The sequence below is a fragment of the Sedimentitalea sp. genome, from assembly GCF_039973035.1.
Lineage (GTDB): Bacteria > Pseudomonadota > Alphaproteobacteria > Rhodobacterales > Rhodobacteraceae > Sedimentitalea.
This window is the reverse complement of sequence record NZ_JBDWLR010000029.1, coordinates 166,899-183,514: the sequence shown is the minus strand read 5'-3', so window position 1 is coordinate 183,514 and position 16,616 is coordinate 166,899. Positions and strand designations below refer to the sequence as shown.

Annotated in this window: 16 protein-coding genes; 14 read left to right on the top strand and 2 right to left on the bottom strand. The window is 58.4% G+C overall.

The genetic code is table 11. From position 1 onward, the window contains the following. The first annotated feature begins 111 nt into the window (after positions 1–111). From ABJO75_RS07130 to ABJO75_RS07090, 9 genes are all read left to right on the top strand, one after another. Complete coding sequence (locus ABJO75_RS07130; RefSeq protein WP_348128794.1) at positions 112–1,683, top strand: ABC transporter substrate-binding protein; 1,572 nt, start codon at positions 112–114, stop codon at positions 1,681–1,683. A 78-nt stretch (positions 1,684–1,761) separates the two neighbouring features. Further along, a complete protein-coding gene (locus ABJO75_RS07125) occupies positions 1,762–2,754 on the top strand; it encodes an ABC transporter permease (RefSeq protein WP_348128791.1) in 993 nt (330 codons plus the stop codon). Between the two features lie 13 nt (positions 2,755–2,767). Continuing rightward, the gene (locus tag ABJO75_RS07120; RefSeq protein WP_348128788.1) at positions 2,768–3,733 is read left to right on the top strand and encodes an ABC transporter permease; all 966 of its coding nucleotides are present in this window, start codon (positions 2,768–2,770) and stop codon (positions 3,731–3,733) included. A gap of 5 nt (positions 3,734–3,738) precedes the next feature. Further along, positions 3,739–4,920: an amidohydrolase family protein gene (locus tag ABJO75_RS07115; protein WP_348128785.1), complete on the top strand. Its 1,182-nt coding sequence runs from the start codon at positions 3,739–3,741 to the stop codon at positions 4,918–4,920. After that, positions 4,920–6,356, top strand: a complete 1,437-nt coding sequence (locus ABJO75_RS07110) for a chlorohydrolase family protein (protein ID WP_348128783.1) — start codon at positions 4,920–4,922, stop codon at positions 6,354–6,356. Before ABJO75_RS07115 ends, ABJO75_RS07110 begins: the two co-directional genes overlap by 1 nt. Further along, positions 6,353–7,330, top strand: coding sequence for an ABC transporter ATP-binding protein (locus ABJO75_RS07105; protein WP_348128780.1), 978 nt, complete (start codon positions 6,353–6,355; stop codon positions 7,328–7,330). The genes ABJO75_RS07110 and ABJO75_RS07105 overlap by 4 nt, the downstream gene beginning before the upstream one ends. Then, positions 7,327–8,307: an oligopeptide/dipeptide ABC transporter ATP-binding protein gene (locus ABJO75_RS07100; RefSeq protein ID WP_348128777.1), complete on the top strand. Its 981-nt coding sequence runs from the start codon at positions 7,327–7,329 to the stop codon at positions 8,305–8,307. Before ABJO75_RS07105 ends, ABJO75_RS07100 begins: the two co-directional genes overlap by 4 nt. Next, positions 8,300–8,797 carry a nucleoside deaminase gene (locus ABJO75_RS07095; protein WP_348128775.1) on the top strand — a complete coding sequence of 166 codons (498 nt, stop codon included), beginning with the start codon at positions 8,300–8,302 and terminating at the stop codon, positions 8,795–8,797. Before ABJO75_RS07100 ends, ABJO75_RS07095 begins: the two co-directional genes overlap by 8 nt. A gap of 2 nt (positions 8,798–8,799) precedes the next feature. Continuing rightward, on the top strand, positions 8,800–9,438 hold the full coding sequence (locus ABJO75_RS07090; protein ID WP_348128772.1) for an aspartate/glutamate racemase family protein: 639 nt from the start codon (positions 8,800–8,802) through the stop codon (positions 9,436–9,438). Positions 9,439–9,593: 155 nt separating this feature from the next. On the opposite strand, the gene ABJO75_RS07085 is transcribed toward ABJO75_RS07090, so the two are convergent. Beyond that, entirely contained in the window at positions 9,594–10,400 is an 807-nt protein-coding gene (locus ABJO75_RS07085; protein ID WP_348128769.1) for a DeoR/GlpR family DNA-binding transcription regulator, read from the bottom strand. Positions 10,401–10,538: 138 nt separating this feature from the next. Here ABJO75_RS07085 and phnD point away from each other — a divergent pair, with 138 nt between their 5' ends. Genes phnD through ABJO75_RS07060 form a run of 5 tightly spaced genes read left to right on the top strand, consistent with a single transcriptional unit; the run spans position 10,539 to position 14,858 of the window. Then, positions 10,539–11,522 (top strand): phosphate/phosphite/phosphonate ABC transporter substrate-binding protein, encoded by a 984-nt coding sequence (phnD, locus tag ABJO75_RS07080; protein WP_348128766.1) that lies wholly within the window; start codon positions 10,539–10,541, stop codon positions 11,520–11,522. Between the two features lie 54 nt (positions 11,523–11,576). After that, on the top strand, positions 11,577–12,353 hold the full coding sequence (gene phnC, locus ABJO75_RS07075) for a phosphonate ABC transporter ATP-binding protein (protein WP_348128763.1): 777 nt from the start codon (positions 11,577–11,579) through the stop codon (positions 12,351–12,353). Continuing rightward, entirely contained in the window at positions 12,350–13,144 is a 795-nt protein-coding gene (phnE, locus tag ABJO75_RS07070) for a phosphonate ABC transporter, permease protein PhnE (RefSeq protein WP_348128760.1), read from the top strand. The genes phnC and phnE (ABJO75_RS07070) overlap by 4 nt, the downstream gene beginning before the upstream one ends. Then, positions 13,141–13,950: a phosphonate ABC transporter, permease protein PhnE gene (phnE, locus tag ABJO75_RS07065; RefSeq protein WP_348128757.1), complete on the top strand. Its 810-nt coding sequence runs from the start codon at positions 13,141–13,143 to the stop codon at positions 13,948–13,950. Before phnE (ABJO75_RS07070) ends, phnE (ABJO75_RS07065) begins: the two co-directional genes overlap by 4 nt. Beyond that, positions 13,947–14,858: a TIGR01459 family HAD-type hydrolase gene (locus tag ABJO75_RS07060; protein WP_348128754.1), complete on the top strand. Its 912-nt coding sequence runs from the start codon at positions 13,947–13,949 to the stop codon at positions 14,856–14,858. The genes phnE (ABJO75_RS07065) and ABJO75_RS07060 overlap by 4 nt, the downstream gene beginning before the upstream one ends. Before the next feature lie 280 nt (positions 14,859–15,138). Here the strand turns inward: ABJO75_RS07060 and ABJO75_RS07055 are convergent, their stop codons facing one another. After that, positions 15,139–16,461 (bottom strand): dienelactone hydrolase, encoded by a 1,323-nt coding sequence (locus ABJO75_RS07055; RefSeq protein WP_348128752.1) that lies wholly within the window; start codon positions 16,459–16,461, stop codon positions 15,139–15,141. Between the last annotated feature and the right edge of the window lie 155 nt (positions 16,462–16,616).

Genomic DNA, 16,616 nt, shown 5'->3' with positions numbered 1-16,616 from the left:
TCAATTGGATACAATTTACTTGCCATCCCGCACTTGCTGGGTCAAGACATGGAAATCGTATCCAATCTTGACGATTCTGAAATACAATCTTCACGAACAGGGACCAAATTTATGCAACTCAGACATTTTCTGCTCGCAACTGCAGCAGCCGCGGGCCTCGCAGGCGCCGCCCAGGCCGAGAACGTGCTGAAATGGGGCGCGAACCGGGATATCGGATCGCTGGACCCCTATTCCTACGGTGACAGCTTCACCATCAACGTATTGAACCATGTTTACGAAGGGCTGGTGCGCTACAACAAGGACCTCAAGATTGAACCGGCACTCGCCACCAGCTGGGAAATCCTTGATGATCAGATCACCTGGCGCTTCAAGCTGCGCGATGATGTGACCTTTCACAACGGAAACCCCTTCACCGCTGCTGATGTTGTCGCCTCTCTGACACGGGTCAGCGATGAAACCTCGCCTCTCAAGGGCAATCTGCCAGCATATGTCAGCTCTGTCGCTGTGGATGACCATACTGTCGACATCACACTGAACGGCACCTATCCGTTGTTGCTCAATGACCTGACCAACATCCACATCTTTGACGAAGAATGGATGACCGAAAACGACTCGTTGCTGCCCACCGATATCGGCGGTGGTGTCGAAGGGTTCGCGACCTATAACGCTAACGGCACCGGCCCGTTCATCGTGGAAAGCCGGCAGCCAGACGCCAAAACCATCTTTGTCGTCAATGACGCTTGGTGGGATACACCGCAACACAACATCGATCGGATTGAACTGACGCCGGTGAACTCTGCTGCGACCCGCGTGGCCGCGCTTTTGTCCGGCGAGATCAACTTCACCAACGATGCGCCGGTACAAGACCTTCCCCGACTGGCCGCCGCACCGAATGTCGAAGTTCTTGAGGGTGTCGATCTGCGCACCGTCATGATCGGCTTTCCGTTCCGGGAGAAACTGACGACAGGTGAAGACAACCCGTTCACCGATAACAGGGTGCGCGAAGCGCTGTATAAGGCGATCGACCTCGATCTCATCCACCAGAAGGTCATGCGCGGCAAATCCCGGATCGCCGGGGCCACCGTTGCCCCACCGATCCCCGGCTATACGCCTGAACTGGATGAACTGCCGGGCTTTGACCCAGAAGCAGCCAAAAGTTTGCTGAAAGAGGCCGGCCTGCCCGACGATCTGGCCTTTGAATTCAGCTGTATTTCGGATGGGTTGGTAAACGAAGAACAGTTCTGTCAGGCCATCGCATCCATGTGGGCAAGGATCGGCCTTGCACCCAAGCTGGATGTTGCGCCCCGTGCCGTGCAGTCGCCCAAGCGGACCAATGGAAAGACGGATATCTACGTCCTTGGCTGGGCAACCCTGCCCATGCTGGATGCCTATTCGCCCCTGCTCCAAATCTTCCACACCAAGGAAGGCAACTCGGGCGTGTTCAACTGGGGCGACTGGTCGTTCCCGGAACTGGACAAGCTGATCGACGCGGCCGGCAGCGAACTTGACCTCGACAAACGGCTGGCGCTGGAAACCGAAGCGCTCAAGATCGTCAAGGACGAGAACATCATGATCCCGCTGCACCAGCAGCCGATGGCCTGGGCCGTGACTGACGATGTCGCCGAGATGCCGCTCTTCCCGGACAACAAGCCCCGGCTCTGGTTCGCCCAAGTCGCTGAGTAAGCCGACCGTCCGGGCCCCCAGCAGGCCCGGACAACGCCCTTCAAAATCTGACCGCACCCAACCGGAACGGAGACAGAAATGATCGCCTTTCTCATCAAACGCACCGCCAACGCGGTCTTTGTGATGCTCGCTGTCGCGCTTCTGGCTTTTGTCATCTTCCGCTTCTTTGGTGATCCGGTCGAAATGATGGTGAATGAACAGGCGACACAATCCGACCGTGCCGAACTGCGCGAACGTCTTGGCCTGAATGACGGGCTGTTCACGCAATACACCCGCTTTGTCACCAATGCGGTGCAGGGTGATTTCGGTATTTCCTATCGCAACCAACAGGATGTGATGGTGCTGATCAAGGATCGCTTTCCTGCAACATTCGAGTTGGTGTTGGTGGCAACGATCATCTCTCTCGTGGTTGGCATCCCCCTTGGAGTGATCACAGCCGTGTATCGCGAGTCCCGATTGGCGAATATGCTGCAGTTAGGGTCGATTGTTGGCGTCTCGTTGCCCAGTTTTGTCGTGGGCATCCTGCTAATCTTGGCGTTTTCCGTGTCGCTCGGTTGGTTGCCCGCCTTCGGGAGGGGTGAGACCGTTAATATTGGTTGGTGGTCGACCGGGCTGCTGACCCCATCCGGGCGCGCGGCGCTGGTATTGCCATCAATCTCGCTCTCAACCTTTCAAATCACGCTGGTCATGCGGCTGGTCCGGGCTGAGATGCTCGAAACGCTGCGTGCCGACTACATCAAATTTGCCCGCGCCCGAGGTGTGCCGACCCGACGGGTGCAATGGCGCCATGCCCTACGCAACTGTTTAATGCCGGTCATCACGCTGACGGGAATGCAAATCGGCAACCTGATCGCATTCGCGCTGGTCACAGAGACGGTGTTTCAATGGCCGGGTATGGGCATGCTCTTCATCCAGGCCGTAACCTTTGTCGATATCCCGGTAATGGCGGCCTATCTGATGATCGTGGCGTTCATTTTCGTCGCACTCAATACGGTTGTCGACATCACCTATGCCTGGGTTGATCCACGGCTTCGCGATGATACCGCCCAAACAGGTGGCGCAAATGGCTGAACCGGAGAGCATCATGAACAACAATATGACCCCGACGGCCACCGACGTGACATTGGTGCCAATCACGCCATCCCGATTGACGCGGCTGCGGCAAAGCGATCTGTGGTATTCCTTCAGCTCGCACCCCTCGGCCATCATCGCCGCGACGCTGCTGGCCCTTGTCGCCCTGACGGCCTTCCTTGCCCCGGTGATCACACCGCAGAACCCCTACGATCTGTCTGCACTTGAATTGTGGAACGCCGAAATCCCACCGATCTGGAACTCCGAAGGTCAGATGCCCTATCTGCTTGGCACTGATACACAGGGCCGCGATATCCTGTCGGCCATTCTGTACGGCTCGCGGATCTCGCTCATCATCGGGTTTGCATCTGTCGTGCTGGCGCTCAGCGTCGGATTGTCGCTCGGATTGATCGCAGGTTACTTCGGCGGCTGGATCGACAATGTCATCATGCGCGTCGGTGACGTCTTGTTGTCGATGCCGTTCATCCTGATCGCAATCCTGATCACTGCCATTGCCAGTGCCTCGCTCCCGACTGCGCTCAAGGACGTACTGGCTGCGCCGATCCTGATTGTCGCTATCGCCGTACCATCCTGGGTGCAATACGCCCGGACAGTGCGTGCTTCGGCGATGGTCGAAGCCAAGAAGGAATACGTTCAGGCAGCCAGATTGATCCGGGTTAAGTCCTGGCGGATCATGCTGCACCACATCCTGCCGAACTGCATGACTCCGATCATGGTGGCGGCAACGCTGAACTTTGGTCTGGCGATCCTTTCGGAGGCGACCCTGTCATTTCTCGGCGTCGGCATGCCATCGGATCAACCATCGCTGGGCACCTTGATCCGCATTGGCAACCAGTATCTGTTTTCAGGCCTGTGGTGGATCGTCGTGTTCCCCTCGATCCAGCTCTGCCTGATTGTGCTGTCCGTCAACATGATCGGTGACTGGCTGCGTGACGCTCTCAACCCCAAACTCCGGTGAATTCAATGACTGCAACAACCCTGAAAAACGTCCGCCCGATGGCAAGCGCAGCCACCGACCTTCACATCGTCGACGGCCAGTTCGTCGCCGATGCCCCCGAAACGGCAGAAACCATCGACTGCGGCGGTTGCATCTTGATCCCCGGATTGGTCGAGGCACATACCCATCTGGACAAATCGCTATTGGGGCTGCCTTGGTACCGCAACGAAGTTGGCCCCCGCCTGATCGACAAGATTAACAACGAGCGAGAGGTCAAGGTCTCTCTCGGCCTTGACCCACAGGTGCAGAGCGAACGCCACGCCATCCTCGCCATGTCGCATGGCTGCACGCATATCCGCAGCCATGTTGATGTCGACACCCATCACGGGTTGGCCGGTGTCGAAGGGGTTATGGCCACCCGCGAAAAGCTGGCCGGGATGATCGACATTGAAATCGTCGCCTTTCCACAATCGGGCATGATGATCCGACCCGGCACATCGGAGTTGATGGACGAGGCACTCGCGCTCGGCGCGGATCTTGTTGGCGGGATCGACCCCTGCGGAATGGAGCACGACCCCAAGGGCCACCTCGACACGGTGTTTGCTCTGGCCGAGAAACACGGCAAACTGATCGATATCCATTTGCACGAACGCGGCGCGCTTGGCTGGTTCTCGATGGAAGAGATTATCGATCGCACCGTAGCCTTGGGAATGCAGGGCAAAGTCTCGATCAGCCATGCGTTCTGCCTTGGCGCGGTGGATCGGGGCTATGTGACCGGCCTGCATGAAAAGCTGGCGGAAAACCGCATCCATATCCTCACCACTGCACCCGCGTCTGCACCGGTGCCAGCGGTGAAAGAGCTCAAGGAGTTCGGTATCCTGACCGGAGCAGGCTGTGACGGCATCCGCGACACTTGGGGCCCATACGGCAACTCCGACATCCTGGAAAAGGCCATGCAAGTCGGCATGCGCAACAATCTGCGCCGCGACGACGAAATGGAACTGGCGCTGGATATCTGTACCTTTGGCGGTGCTGCGATCCTTGGCGTCGATGACTATGGGCTCGACATCGGCTGCAGGGCCGATTGCGTGCTTGTCGATGGCGAAACACTGGCCGAAGCCATCGTCACCCATGCCCCACGCAAACTGGCGCTCAAGGGTGGCAAGGTTATTGCACGTGACGGCGAATGCGTGCTCGAGGCTCCGTGATGCCGGAACGTACACTCCTCACCGCTCGTTGGGTCGTCGGCCATCGCGATGGCAAGCATGTGGTTTACGAAAACGGTGTGGTGGTGATTGAGGGTGATGCGATCCTGCATGTCGGGTCCCGGTTTGAGGGCGAGGTTGCGGAGCGGATAGACTACGGGCAGGCCTTGATCTCACCCGGTTTCATCGATCTCGACGCGCTTTCGGATTTGGATACGACCATACTTGGATACGACAACGGCCCGGCGTGGAAAAAGGGGCGGGTCTGGCCCGAAAGCTATGTCGCGCGCGGTCCTTACGAGATGTATTCGGACGAGGAACTCGCGTTTCAGAAACGGCATGCCTTTGCTCAATTGATCCGCAACGGGATCACAACAGCGCTGCCAATCGCCTCGCTATTCTACCGCGAATGGGGTGAAACTGTCGCAGAGTTCGAAGCGGCGGCGACCGCTGCCAATGAACTTGGTTTGCGGGCCTACCTCGGGCCGGCCTTTCGCACCGGCGGTCAGGTGACGGATGACAAGGGCAATATTCGTGCAACCTATGACGAGGCACGCGGTCTGGCGGGGCTTGAGGACGCCGCTGCCTTTGCCGCGCGTATCGATGGCAGCGCCGGGGGGCGCATCAAGGCGATGTTTGCCCCCGACCGGATCGAAACCTGCACTGACGCATTGCTCAGACGCACCGCCGCCGTCGCAGCAGAGATGAACGCGCCGGTGCGTCAGCATTGCTGTCAGTCTCCGGTCGAACTGCGGCTGGTTCGAGAGCAGCATGGCTGCACCCCGATCGAATGGCTGAAGCGGATCGGTGCACTTGGCGCCAACTGGCTGTTGCCGCATGGCACTCAGGCGAGCGAGGCCGAGTTCGGGATCATTGCCGAGGCCGGTGCCACGCTGGTGCATTGTCCGCTGGTGTCGGCCAGGCATGGCAGCATGCTCGACAGCTTTCCGAAATGTCGCGCAAAAGGGATCAATATCGGATTGGGCACCGATACGGCACCTGCCGACATGATCCTGAACATGCAGATTGGCATGATGACCGCGCGACTGGCCGATGGCATGAACGCGATCCGATCCGAGGCCATGTTTGACGCCGCCACCCTCGGCGGCGCGCGGGCGTTGAATCGCCCCGATCTTGGCCGCCTGGCGCCAAAAACCAAGGCCGATATCACGGTGATCGACTTCTCGCACCTCCTGCAAACGCCTGACCCGATACAAACGCTGATGACCACCGGTTCGGGCCGCGATGTTCGCGATGTCTGGATTGACGGGCAGCGTGTGATGACGAACGGGACCATACTCGGCGTTGACGCGGCAGCGGATTGCGCCCGCGCACAGATGCAGTTTGATGGTCTGATTGCCAAATACCCCGACCGCACGGCGAAACATCCGCCGGTCGCGCAGATCTTTACCCCCAGCTATCAGAGGGCCAGGCCATGAATGACATCGTTCTGGACGTGCGCAATCTGCGCGTCGAATTTCCCACCCGCAAAGGTATCTTGACGGCGGTTGACGACATCTCGCTGCAGATCAGGCGGGGCGAAATTCTCGGGATGGTCGGGGAATCCGGCGCGGGCAAGTCAATGACCGGCATGGCGATCCTCGGGCTGCTTGAACCACCGGGGCGGATCGCCTCGGGCACCATTCACCTGTCAGGCGATCGCATAGACAGCCTTGACGACCACGCGATGCAGACGATCCGGGGCCGCCGCATCGGTGCGATATTTCAAGACCCCCTGACGTCGCTGAACCCGCTCTTCAAGGTCGGCGACCAACTGGTTGAAACGATCCGACTGCACAGCAGTCTGGACAAGTCGCAAGCGCGAGAGCGTGCGAAGGACCTGATGCGCGAAGTCGGCATTCCTGCGGTAGAAGAGCGGATCGACAACTATCCGCACCAATTCTCTGGCGGTATGCGGCAGCGGATTGTGATCGCACTTGCGCTCTGCGCCGAACCGGAATTGATCGTGGCGGATGAACCGACCACGGCTCTGGATGTCTCGATCCAGGCCCAGATCACCGCGCTGTTGAAACGACTTTGCCGGGAACGGGGCACGGCAGTCATGCTGGTCACACATGATATGGGCGTGATCGCTGAAACCGCCGATCGGGTCGCGGTCATGTATGCAGGGCGCCTGGCCGAAGTCGGAGCAGTCGAAGATGTCGTACGCCGCGCAAGACACCCCTACACGACCGGGCTCATGGGTTCGATTCCGTCTCTGCGAAAAGATGTAGAAGAACTTCAGATGATTCCGGGTTCCATGCCCCGGTTGGGTTCCATCCCGCCCGGTTGCGCATTTAATCCACGCTGCGCTCATGCCGGGCCGAAATGCCGCCGGGACGTGCCCCGCATCGGCGAAGATACCGCGAACGGAGCGGCCTGCTGGCTCGCCACGGAAGGAGTTGTCGCATGAAAATTCGCCCCAACGCCATACTGGAAGTTGATGCGCTGGAGCGGCGCTTTGATGTCTCGGCCCCTTGGTTGAACCGCGTGATCGAGCGCAAACCGCGGCGCACGCTGCGCGCCGTGGATGGAGTGGATTTCGTTATCCAACGCGGGCAGACACTTGCCCTGGTCGGTGAATCCGGGTGCGGCAAGAGCACGATTGCCAAACTGGTCACCGGATTGCATCCCCCTTCGGGCGGAAAAATCAGCTTTCATGGTGATCGGGACCGGATGCAGATGATCTTTCAGGATCCCTTCGCCAGCCTGAACCCACGCTGGCGCGTGGGCCGCATCATTGCCGAACCCCTTCGGACCCTGCGCCCGGAAATGCCAGAGGTGCAGGTCTCGGCCCGTGTTGATGAACTGCTGCGCACGGTTGGGCTCTCACCCTCTGATGGGCTCAACTTCCCTCATGAATTTTCCGGCGGGCAACGACAACGCATCTCGATCGCCCGCGCCCTTGCGGGCGAACCTGAATTCCTGGTCTGCGACGAACCGACTTCGGCGCTGGATGTGTCGGTGCAGGCGCAGGTTTTGAACCTGATGAAGAAGCTACAAAAAGAGATGGGGCTGACCTATCTCTTTATCAGTCACGACCTGAGCGTGGTTCGCCACATGGCCGATGTGATCGCGGTGATGTATCTGGGGCGGATCGTCGAAATACAGCCGACCGCCGATCTCTTTGGCAATCCATTGCACCCCTATACACGCCTGTTGCTTGAAACCATCCCCGATCTGGAAGCGCCCAAACGCGACCGCAGCCCGATGGGCGGCGAGGTGCCCTCGCCCGTTTCCCCGCCATCCGGATGCAGCTTTCATCCGCGCTGCCCTCTGGTTTTCGATCGCTGCAAGGAAGAGCGCCCACAGCGTCGGGCTGAGGTCCACAACCGCAGCGTCGCCTGTTTTGCCGCCGAAACCGATGCAGGAGCCCAGCAGGATGTATGACGAAAGCCACCTTCGCCGTGCGATCGAGATTTCCGCACAGGCGCTTGAAACACCCGGAACTGAACCCTTTGGCGCGGTCGTCGTCAAAAACGGAGAGATCGTTGGTGAGGGGATCAATCGTTCGGTGATGAACCACGATCCGACCTCGCATGGCGAAACAGAAGCAATCCGCGATGCCTGTCGCACCCTCGGGACTATCGATCTGCGGGGATGCGAGCTCTATTCCAGCTGCGAGCCATGTGCACTTTGCGTGGCAGCGATGAACATCGCCCGGATCACCACGCTGTATTATGCCGCGGATATGGCACAAGCGGGCGCCGCCATCGGTGATCTGCCCGAAGCTGCGCGCTTTCCGGTGGACGTGGATCGCCTGACACATGAATGCGGCCACTCCGTTGGCGACCGCCTTATGCCTGCAGAACAACATCTGGATGGGCAAGCCTTTGCCGTGCTGTCCGACTGGGCACGGCGTGCCCGCGCGCGGGTCTGAAATTGCGGCTTCTTTTTATCAACCCCAATTCCACCGAAGCGATGACCGACAGTGTCGTGTCGGTTGCACGCCAGGCCGTGCCGCAGGCCGAGGTTCTGGGCTGGACCAATCACGATGGACCAGCCGCAATTCAGGGTGCGGAAGACGGGGAAATGGCGGTCGACGGGCTCTTGTCGCTGCTGCCCAAAGCCAAATCGGCACGGACCGATGCCATCGTCATCGCCTGTTTTGATGACACGGGCCTCGATCTGATCCGGGCTGCGGCGCATTGCCCGGTGATTGGCATTGGGCAGGCTGCCATGACCGTTGCCGCCCTGCACCAAGGGCCGTTCGGGATTGTCACGACCCTTGATGTTTCTGTCCCGGTTATCACGGCGAATGTCGCATCCTATGGCTATCAGGCTGTGTGTACCGGGGTGTTGGCCTCCGGAGTGCCGGTTCTTGAAGTTGAAGCCGGTGGTGCGTCGGTCGAGACGCAGCTGGTCGCAACGATTTTACGGTCCCGAGACGCCGGTGCGCACGCGATCATCCTGGGATGCGCTGGCATGTGTCGGATGAGTGCGGCCCTGACCGCGCGGACAGGGGCCGTGCTGGTTGACGGAGTGCAGACCTCGGCACATCTGGCCAGCGCATTGGCCTGATTGCAAACAGCAAGGAACTGATGCTGTAACAGCAAATGAAGCGGGTTATGATCCGATCTAGGATCGGCTTCGGGTTGGGCCGTGCGATCCTTTCAATCAATTTTCGGTGCGCGAAGTGCGGTAGCTGGCTTGTGATGGCTTGCGCCTCTTATATTTCAGACTGGCTTTGCAAAACCTTGCGGAAGCAGTGCTTCTACGCAATGCGTTTGTAGAGCGTCAGCCAGCCCCCCTTTGGGTCGCGTATCGGTGATAAGAGTTCCAATCTCTCCCACCTCTGCGACCATTGCCAGATGCCGCTTGCCGAACTTGCTTCCATCTATGAGAAAATTCGGGGCGCGGCAGCGCTCTATCATGGTGCGTTTCACCTCGGCAAAACCCGCAACGGATTCGCTGACCCCAGACTGATCCAATGCCGAAGCGCCGACAAAACAGGCGTCAACATGATATCGGCGCAGGAAAGCGCAGGTCTCGGTTCCGGTCAACGCGGCCTCTTCGTTAAGATAGTCGCCCGGCGTCATGAGCACCCGAATGACCGCAGAGGTGCCGAGGATCATCGCAACTTGCAAGCTGTTGGTGATGACCGTCGACGTTTTGCCAGATATCGCTAACGCGCGGGCGAATTCCATCGTGGTGGCACCCGCGTCCACCATCAGGCTTTGCCCATCATCTACAAGCCCTACCGCCAATTGTGCCAGCTTCTGGCGCTCATCAACACGTTCGCGCTGGCGCTCGTTCAGCACCCTGTGGGTCCCCGGAGCACGAGGCGATGCGCCTCCATGTGATTTTTGCAAATGCCCTTGAGCGCTGAGCTCGGCGATATCCCGTCGCACGGTTTCGGTCGTGACGCCAAAGGTCTTTGCGAGGTCGGAAATTCTGACGTGTGGGGCAAGTCGAAGCTCCAACAGGATCTGCGCGTGTCGTTCGGGCTTTTTCAGGTTCTGCCTGTCAGATCCGGTGTTCATAACTGCTCCACAGCGCCGCAATTTGGCAGATGCCAGATATTTTGTCGGAAAATGTTGCAAATCGAAAGGTACAATGTTCGTATCGCCAAATATTCGTCCTGCACATTCCACGTGGGACTTCTCAGGGAGGAGAAGCAAATGAACAAGGATACCATTTTTGCCACCGGTCTCTTGGCGGCCATCGCGTTGACAGGAAGTGCCGCAATTGCGCAGGAAGACTGCGCAGAACGCGGCGCGCTTGACGTGATGTTCTGTGATGCGAACGGCGACCTTGTCGCGGATGCGCCAACAGACGCCAGCAAATTGCAAGACCCCTCGACGCTGGTGTTTGCCTATACGCCCGTCGAAGACCCGGCAATCTACGAAGATATCTGGACGCCGTTCATTGACCACCTCGAAAACGTCACTGGCAAGGATGTGCAATTCTTCGCAGTGCAATCGAACTCTGCCGAGGTGGAGGCGATGCGCTCGGGCCGGTTGCACATCGCTGGTTTTTCCACGGGGCCGACGCCTTTTGCGGTGAACCTCGCCGGTGTGGAACCCTTTGCGATCATGGGCGCAGATGATGGGCAGTTCGGCTACAAGCTGCAGGTCTATACGCAAGCCGACAGCGACATCAAGGAAATGGCCGACCTCAAAGGCAAGCGCGTTGCGCATACCTCGCCCACGTCGAACTCGGGCAATCAGGCACCGCGGGCATTGTTCCCCGATTTGGGCGTGGTCCCGGACCAGGACTATGAAGTGACCTATTCCGGCAGCCATGATCAGTCGATGCTGGGCGTCGTAGCGGGTGACTATGATGCGGCCCCGGTCGCCTCCGAAGTCGTCGATCGCATGGCAGAGCGTGGCCTGTATGAGCCCGCAGATGTGCGTATCGTCTGGGAAAGCGATCCTTTCCCGACAACGTCCTACGGCGTGGCCCACGACCTTACACCGGAACTAAAGGACAAGATCAAGGAGGCCTTTTTCAGCTTCGACTTTGAAGGCACGGCACTGGGCGATGAATTTGCTGGTGTCAGCAAGTTCGTTCCCATCACCTACAAGGATCAATGGGCCGTCATACGCCAGATCCAGTCGGCCAATGGTGTCGAATACACGCCTCAGGGTCTTGCCGCCGAATGATCATTTCCGTCGGGGCCGATCCTTTGGGTTGGCCCCGCGCATAAGGTATCTGACATGCTGAAAATTACTGATCTCGTCAAACGCTATGGCGCAGGCGATCCGGTCCTCAAGAACCTTGATCTGACGATCGAAGGGGAAAGCGTGGTCTCGATCATTGGATCGTCAGGTGCCGGCAAGAGCACGCTGTTGCGTTGTATCAATCAGCTGGTCGAGCCGACATCCGGGTCGATCAAGCTGAACGGGGTTGAATTGTCGGGTCTGCGTGGCAAGAACCTGCGCGCGGCGCGGCGCAAGATCGGTATGGTGTTTCAGGGCTTTAATCTTGTCGACCGCTTGACGGTGATGGAGAATGTCCAGTCAGGTCGGCTTGGCTATATCTCGACGTGGGCTGCGGTCATGCGGCGCTATCCGAAAGAAGACATCCGGCGTGCGTTCGAGTTGATGGAACGCGTCGGCATCGCCCAATACGCCAACACACGCGCTGACCAGCTGTCTGGCGGCGAGCGGCAGCGCGTCGGCGTCGTACGCGCCCTGATGCAAGACCCCGAGATCCTTTTGGCGGATGAACCGACGGCCTCGCTTGACCCCAAGACATCGGAACAGATCATGGGCCTGCTGCGCGATCTGGCCGGAGAGTTGAAGTTGCCTGTGTTGATCAACATTCACAACGTGACCGAGGCCAAGGAATACACCGATCGTATCGTCGGGATGCGATATGGTCGCATCATTTTTGACGACAAACCCGGAATGCTGGATCAGGCCGCGATGGACGAGATCTATGCAGGCAGCCCACATGCGGACCGCAGCAATGACGCGGCGGCGACGTCATGAGCACAACACGCGACACCTGGTCAAAACCACCCTTCATTGCCAACACCGCTCTGCGGTGGGCGGTCTATCTGGGGGCCATCACCTATTTCGGCTGGGTCGGTCTGACCATGCCCATCGACTGGGGCCGGGTTGCAGAAGGCATCGGGCGCGCGGGCAAGATCTTTGGCGGGGCTTTCCCGCCTAGTTTTGAACGCAGTGGTTTGCTGATTGATGGCTTTCTCGAAAGCCTCAAGATCGCGATACTTGCGACGGCAGGCGGGGTTCTTTTATCGATCCCAATTGCGTTCATGTCGGCAAGCAACGTCGCTCCGAAACCAATCTATTATCTCGGGCGCGCCATCATCATCATCGCCCGCAGCTTTCACCCGGTGATCGTCGCAATCCTGTTCGTAAAGGCTGTTGGGTTTGGCCCTTTTGCCGGGGTCCTGACGCTGATTGTCTATTCGATAGGTTTCGTCGCCAAGATGCTGGCCGAACGGATCGAGGAAATTGACTTCGGACAGGTCGAGGCCTTGCGTGCCGCCGGTGCGCCATATTTTTCGACACTGATCTATGCCATCTTTCCGCAAATTATGCCGCGCCAAATCGGTCTGACGATTTATCAGCTGGATTCCAATCTGCGCGCTTCTGCCGTGGTCGGCATTGTCGGCGCTGGCGGGATCGGAGCAACGCTGGCCAATGCTTTCGGGCGCTATGACTATGACTTTGCTTTGGCCATTACCATCGTCATCGTCGGCGCTATCCTTGTGTCGGAGGCGGTAAGTGGCATTATCCGGAAGCGTATCCAATGACCTCCATTTCTGAGCAGTTTGGCCGCGACGAGTGGGCACGCTTCACCCTAAAACAACGGATGACGCGCTACGCCATCTTCTTGGCTTGCGGTCTGGCCATCGCCTGGGCCCTCACTTCGATCGAGGTGATCTGGGCGTGGGTCTGGGGCGCGCCAGAGCAGATCGGAGATCTCTTTCGGCGCATGTATCCGCCTGATCCCAGCAACCTCGGCACGATCCTCCGGGTGCTTTGGGATACGGTGAATATCGCGACCTTTGCGACCGCCTTTGCTGTCCTGCTGTCACTCCCAGTGGCCTATATCGCCGCGCAAAATACAACGCCAAACAGGGTGACCTTGTGGATCGGGCGACTGATCCTGGTGACATCAAGGTCGGTCAATACGATCATCTGGGCACTGCTGTTTGTCGCCATCTTCGGCCCCGGCGTTGTGGCCGGGATCGTTGCGATCATGTTCCGATCCATCGGGTTTATCGGCAAATTGTTGGGCGAGGCGATCGAAGAAATCGACAAGCGCCCGGTCGAGGCATTGGAGGCCACGGGCGCATCCCGTTTCAAGGTCATCGTCTACGCCATCGTCCCACAAGTCATGCCGACATTCTGGGCCGTCGCAATTCTGCGGTGGGATATCAACCTGCGTGAATCCACGGTGCTAGGCCTTGTCGGAGCGGGCGGTATCGGGATCATCCTGCAAGGGGCCATCGACACATTCAACTGGCCCGAGGTCGCCACGATCCTTCTAGCGATCATCGCATTGGTGGTCATTGGCGAGGTTATTTCGGCTTACCTGCGACGTCTTATCCTGTGACTGAAGTTCAGAACGTCACTCCGGCGGAGGCGTTTGCCGCCTATCTGAAAGTACGCAACCGCCTGCCAGCTGCCGCAGGACGTGGACGGGCCGTGCCCGGAGAGTTTCTCGACATTGCAGACGATTTCGATCTGATCCTGTTTGACGCTTATGGCGTACTTAACGTTGGTGAAACCGCGATTCCAGGTGCGGCTGAAACCATGGCCGCCCTGAGGGGTGCGGGCAAGACGGTGGCGGTGGTGTCCAATTCTGCCGCTTACTCCAAGGCCCACATGATGGGGCGTTATGCCCGGCTCGGCTTTAATTTTGACCCGTCCGAAGTTGTGACAAGCCGAGAGGCATTGTTTGAGCGCATCAAGTCTGAGCCGCCAAGGCGGTGGGGCGTCATGCTGAACCCGATCTCAGGATTAGCCGAACTCGAAACGCTAGATGCGCACGTCCTGACTGATACCCGAGAGGTATATGACGAGGTCGACGGATTCCTCCTCATCGGATCTGACGGTTGGACCGAGCACAGACAAGGCCTTTTGGAAGCAACCCTCGCCCGCACATCGCGGCCTGTATTTATTGGCAATCCGGATCTGGTGGCCCCTCGCGAAGCCGGACTATCGCTCGAGCCGGGGTGGTTCGCACACCGGCTCGCAGACCGGACCGGCATCGCGCCTGTATTCCTCGGCAAACCTTTTCCGGAGATATTCGAGCTGGCGCTGGCGCGCTTTGGCGGGTCTGTTCCGCCTGAACGCGTCCTGATGGTAGGCGACACGCTACATACTGACATCCTCGGCGGCGCCCAAGCGGGCTTTGCCACCGCATTGGTCACCGCACATGGTTCGCTGGCAGGACTTAGTGTGGTCGAGTCAATCACAGCATCAAAGATCGCCCCGGATTTCGTCGTGGAAACAATCTGAGCGCATCGCTAGGTCATGAGCGTTTTCGTTGATGCCGACAGACTCTGTGGGGGGCTTTGCACAGATTAGACTTAAGACGAGGCACGCGCCTACGTCACTTGGAAACTCACTTCGGATTGATTCCGTGTTCCTAGTCCAGCCCGACCATGGTTTGTTCTGCAAACCACTGCGGGATAACAGTATGTGGCGCGCCTCTGAAGAACCGTCCCATTTGGCTTCCTTCTATTCCTCAGAAAAGATCGCACCATCAAACCGTGGGATCAGACACATCCTGAACGCTCTATTGAGCCGCAGTCTTCACTTCATACTTCAGACCTTTGGCCGAACCTTTGCTAAAACCCTTCCAGTAGCTGTGGTCTTCCTTCAGGCTGCCATCGTCGTTGGCGGACCATACCCCGGCATTGCTGTCTTCAACCAGATCAAGGTGCGCCGCTTTTTCGGCATCACCCTTCAATTGAGTGTCCATCCATGCAGTTATAAAATGCTGAGCGATGTTGTTCATGCGCACTGTGTGCCAAACCGGATCTGAATAATGTTCCGAGATGTTGAAACCTTTGTCTTCGCTGAAGTAATAGCTCTCTTTCGGCGCGGGGATTGGGGCGGCAGTGTTGTGACCACCGTTTATGTAGGTCAGCAATGCGTGCGGCAGGTCCGATGCGTTTTCCCAGATGGCACGTACACCCTCTTTGTAAAGCGAGGTTTCATCTTCTGAACCCGCGATGAACAACATCGGGATTTGAATGCCCGCGAGGCCTTCGGCGTTCCAGAACCCGGTATTCATGCCCCATGGGCCGATCGCCACTGCTGTTTTGATCCGCGCATCGGGCAGCGCGTTATGCGTATCGGACCCCGCCAAATGGATACCCAACGTACCATGCGGGGCGCCCCAAGGGTAGCCGACAGAGGCTTCTGTAACGCCACCACCCACGGTGATAATCGCGCCGTAACCGCCCATCGAATAGCCGATAAGCCCGGCATTGTCCGCATCAAAAAGCCCGGCAAAGTCGCCATCGCCACCGGCCATCTGCGACAACTCTTCCAGAACGAACAGCTGGTCAAGCGAGCGGTTCACCAAGGTGGAGCCGAAGGCAGCCTGTGTCCGGTAGGTGCTGTCGGTGTGGTCGATCGAAGCTACAACATACCCTTTGGATGCCAGATTCTCGGCCAGATGCGACATCAAGAACCGGTTGCCGGGGTATCCGTGGCTGATCAGGATCAGAGGATAGCCCTCACCCGCCGGTGCCGCATCCCGTACCGCGCGCCCGGTCAGTGTCACCTCTGTCGTGCCGTCGCGCAGGAAGGCCTTCATCGACGTTTCGCCCGTCGCGCCGCTCTCTGCGGGATACCACAACTCGACCGTCAGAGGGCGATCATAGGTCGGCAGTGTTTCAGGTTTATCCACGTCAGGATCAATCGACAGGATGTCGATCTGACCAGGGTTCACCATCTCGATCTGGCGCACGCCGACGGTAAGATCTCCGTAGGCAGCCAACTCCGGTGCATTCGGCAATTGCGTGTCGATCGAATTGTCGGCCATCAATGCGCCCCCTGTTACTAGCGTCAAAAGTGCAATGGATGTGGTTGCAACGGTACGTGGCGTCATGGTTATTCCTCCCAGGATACGTCACAATCTAACGGGTGAATCCAGTCGTGCAAGGCAGTGTTGCATGGGTCGTGGCACCGAGTTGCCAACTTGACTTTCCCTAACGCGAGCATGTCCGATGCTCCAAAAATTCAATGGGGAGTATCGCAAAGTAT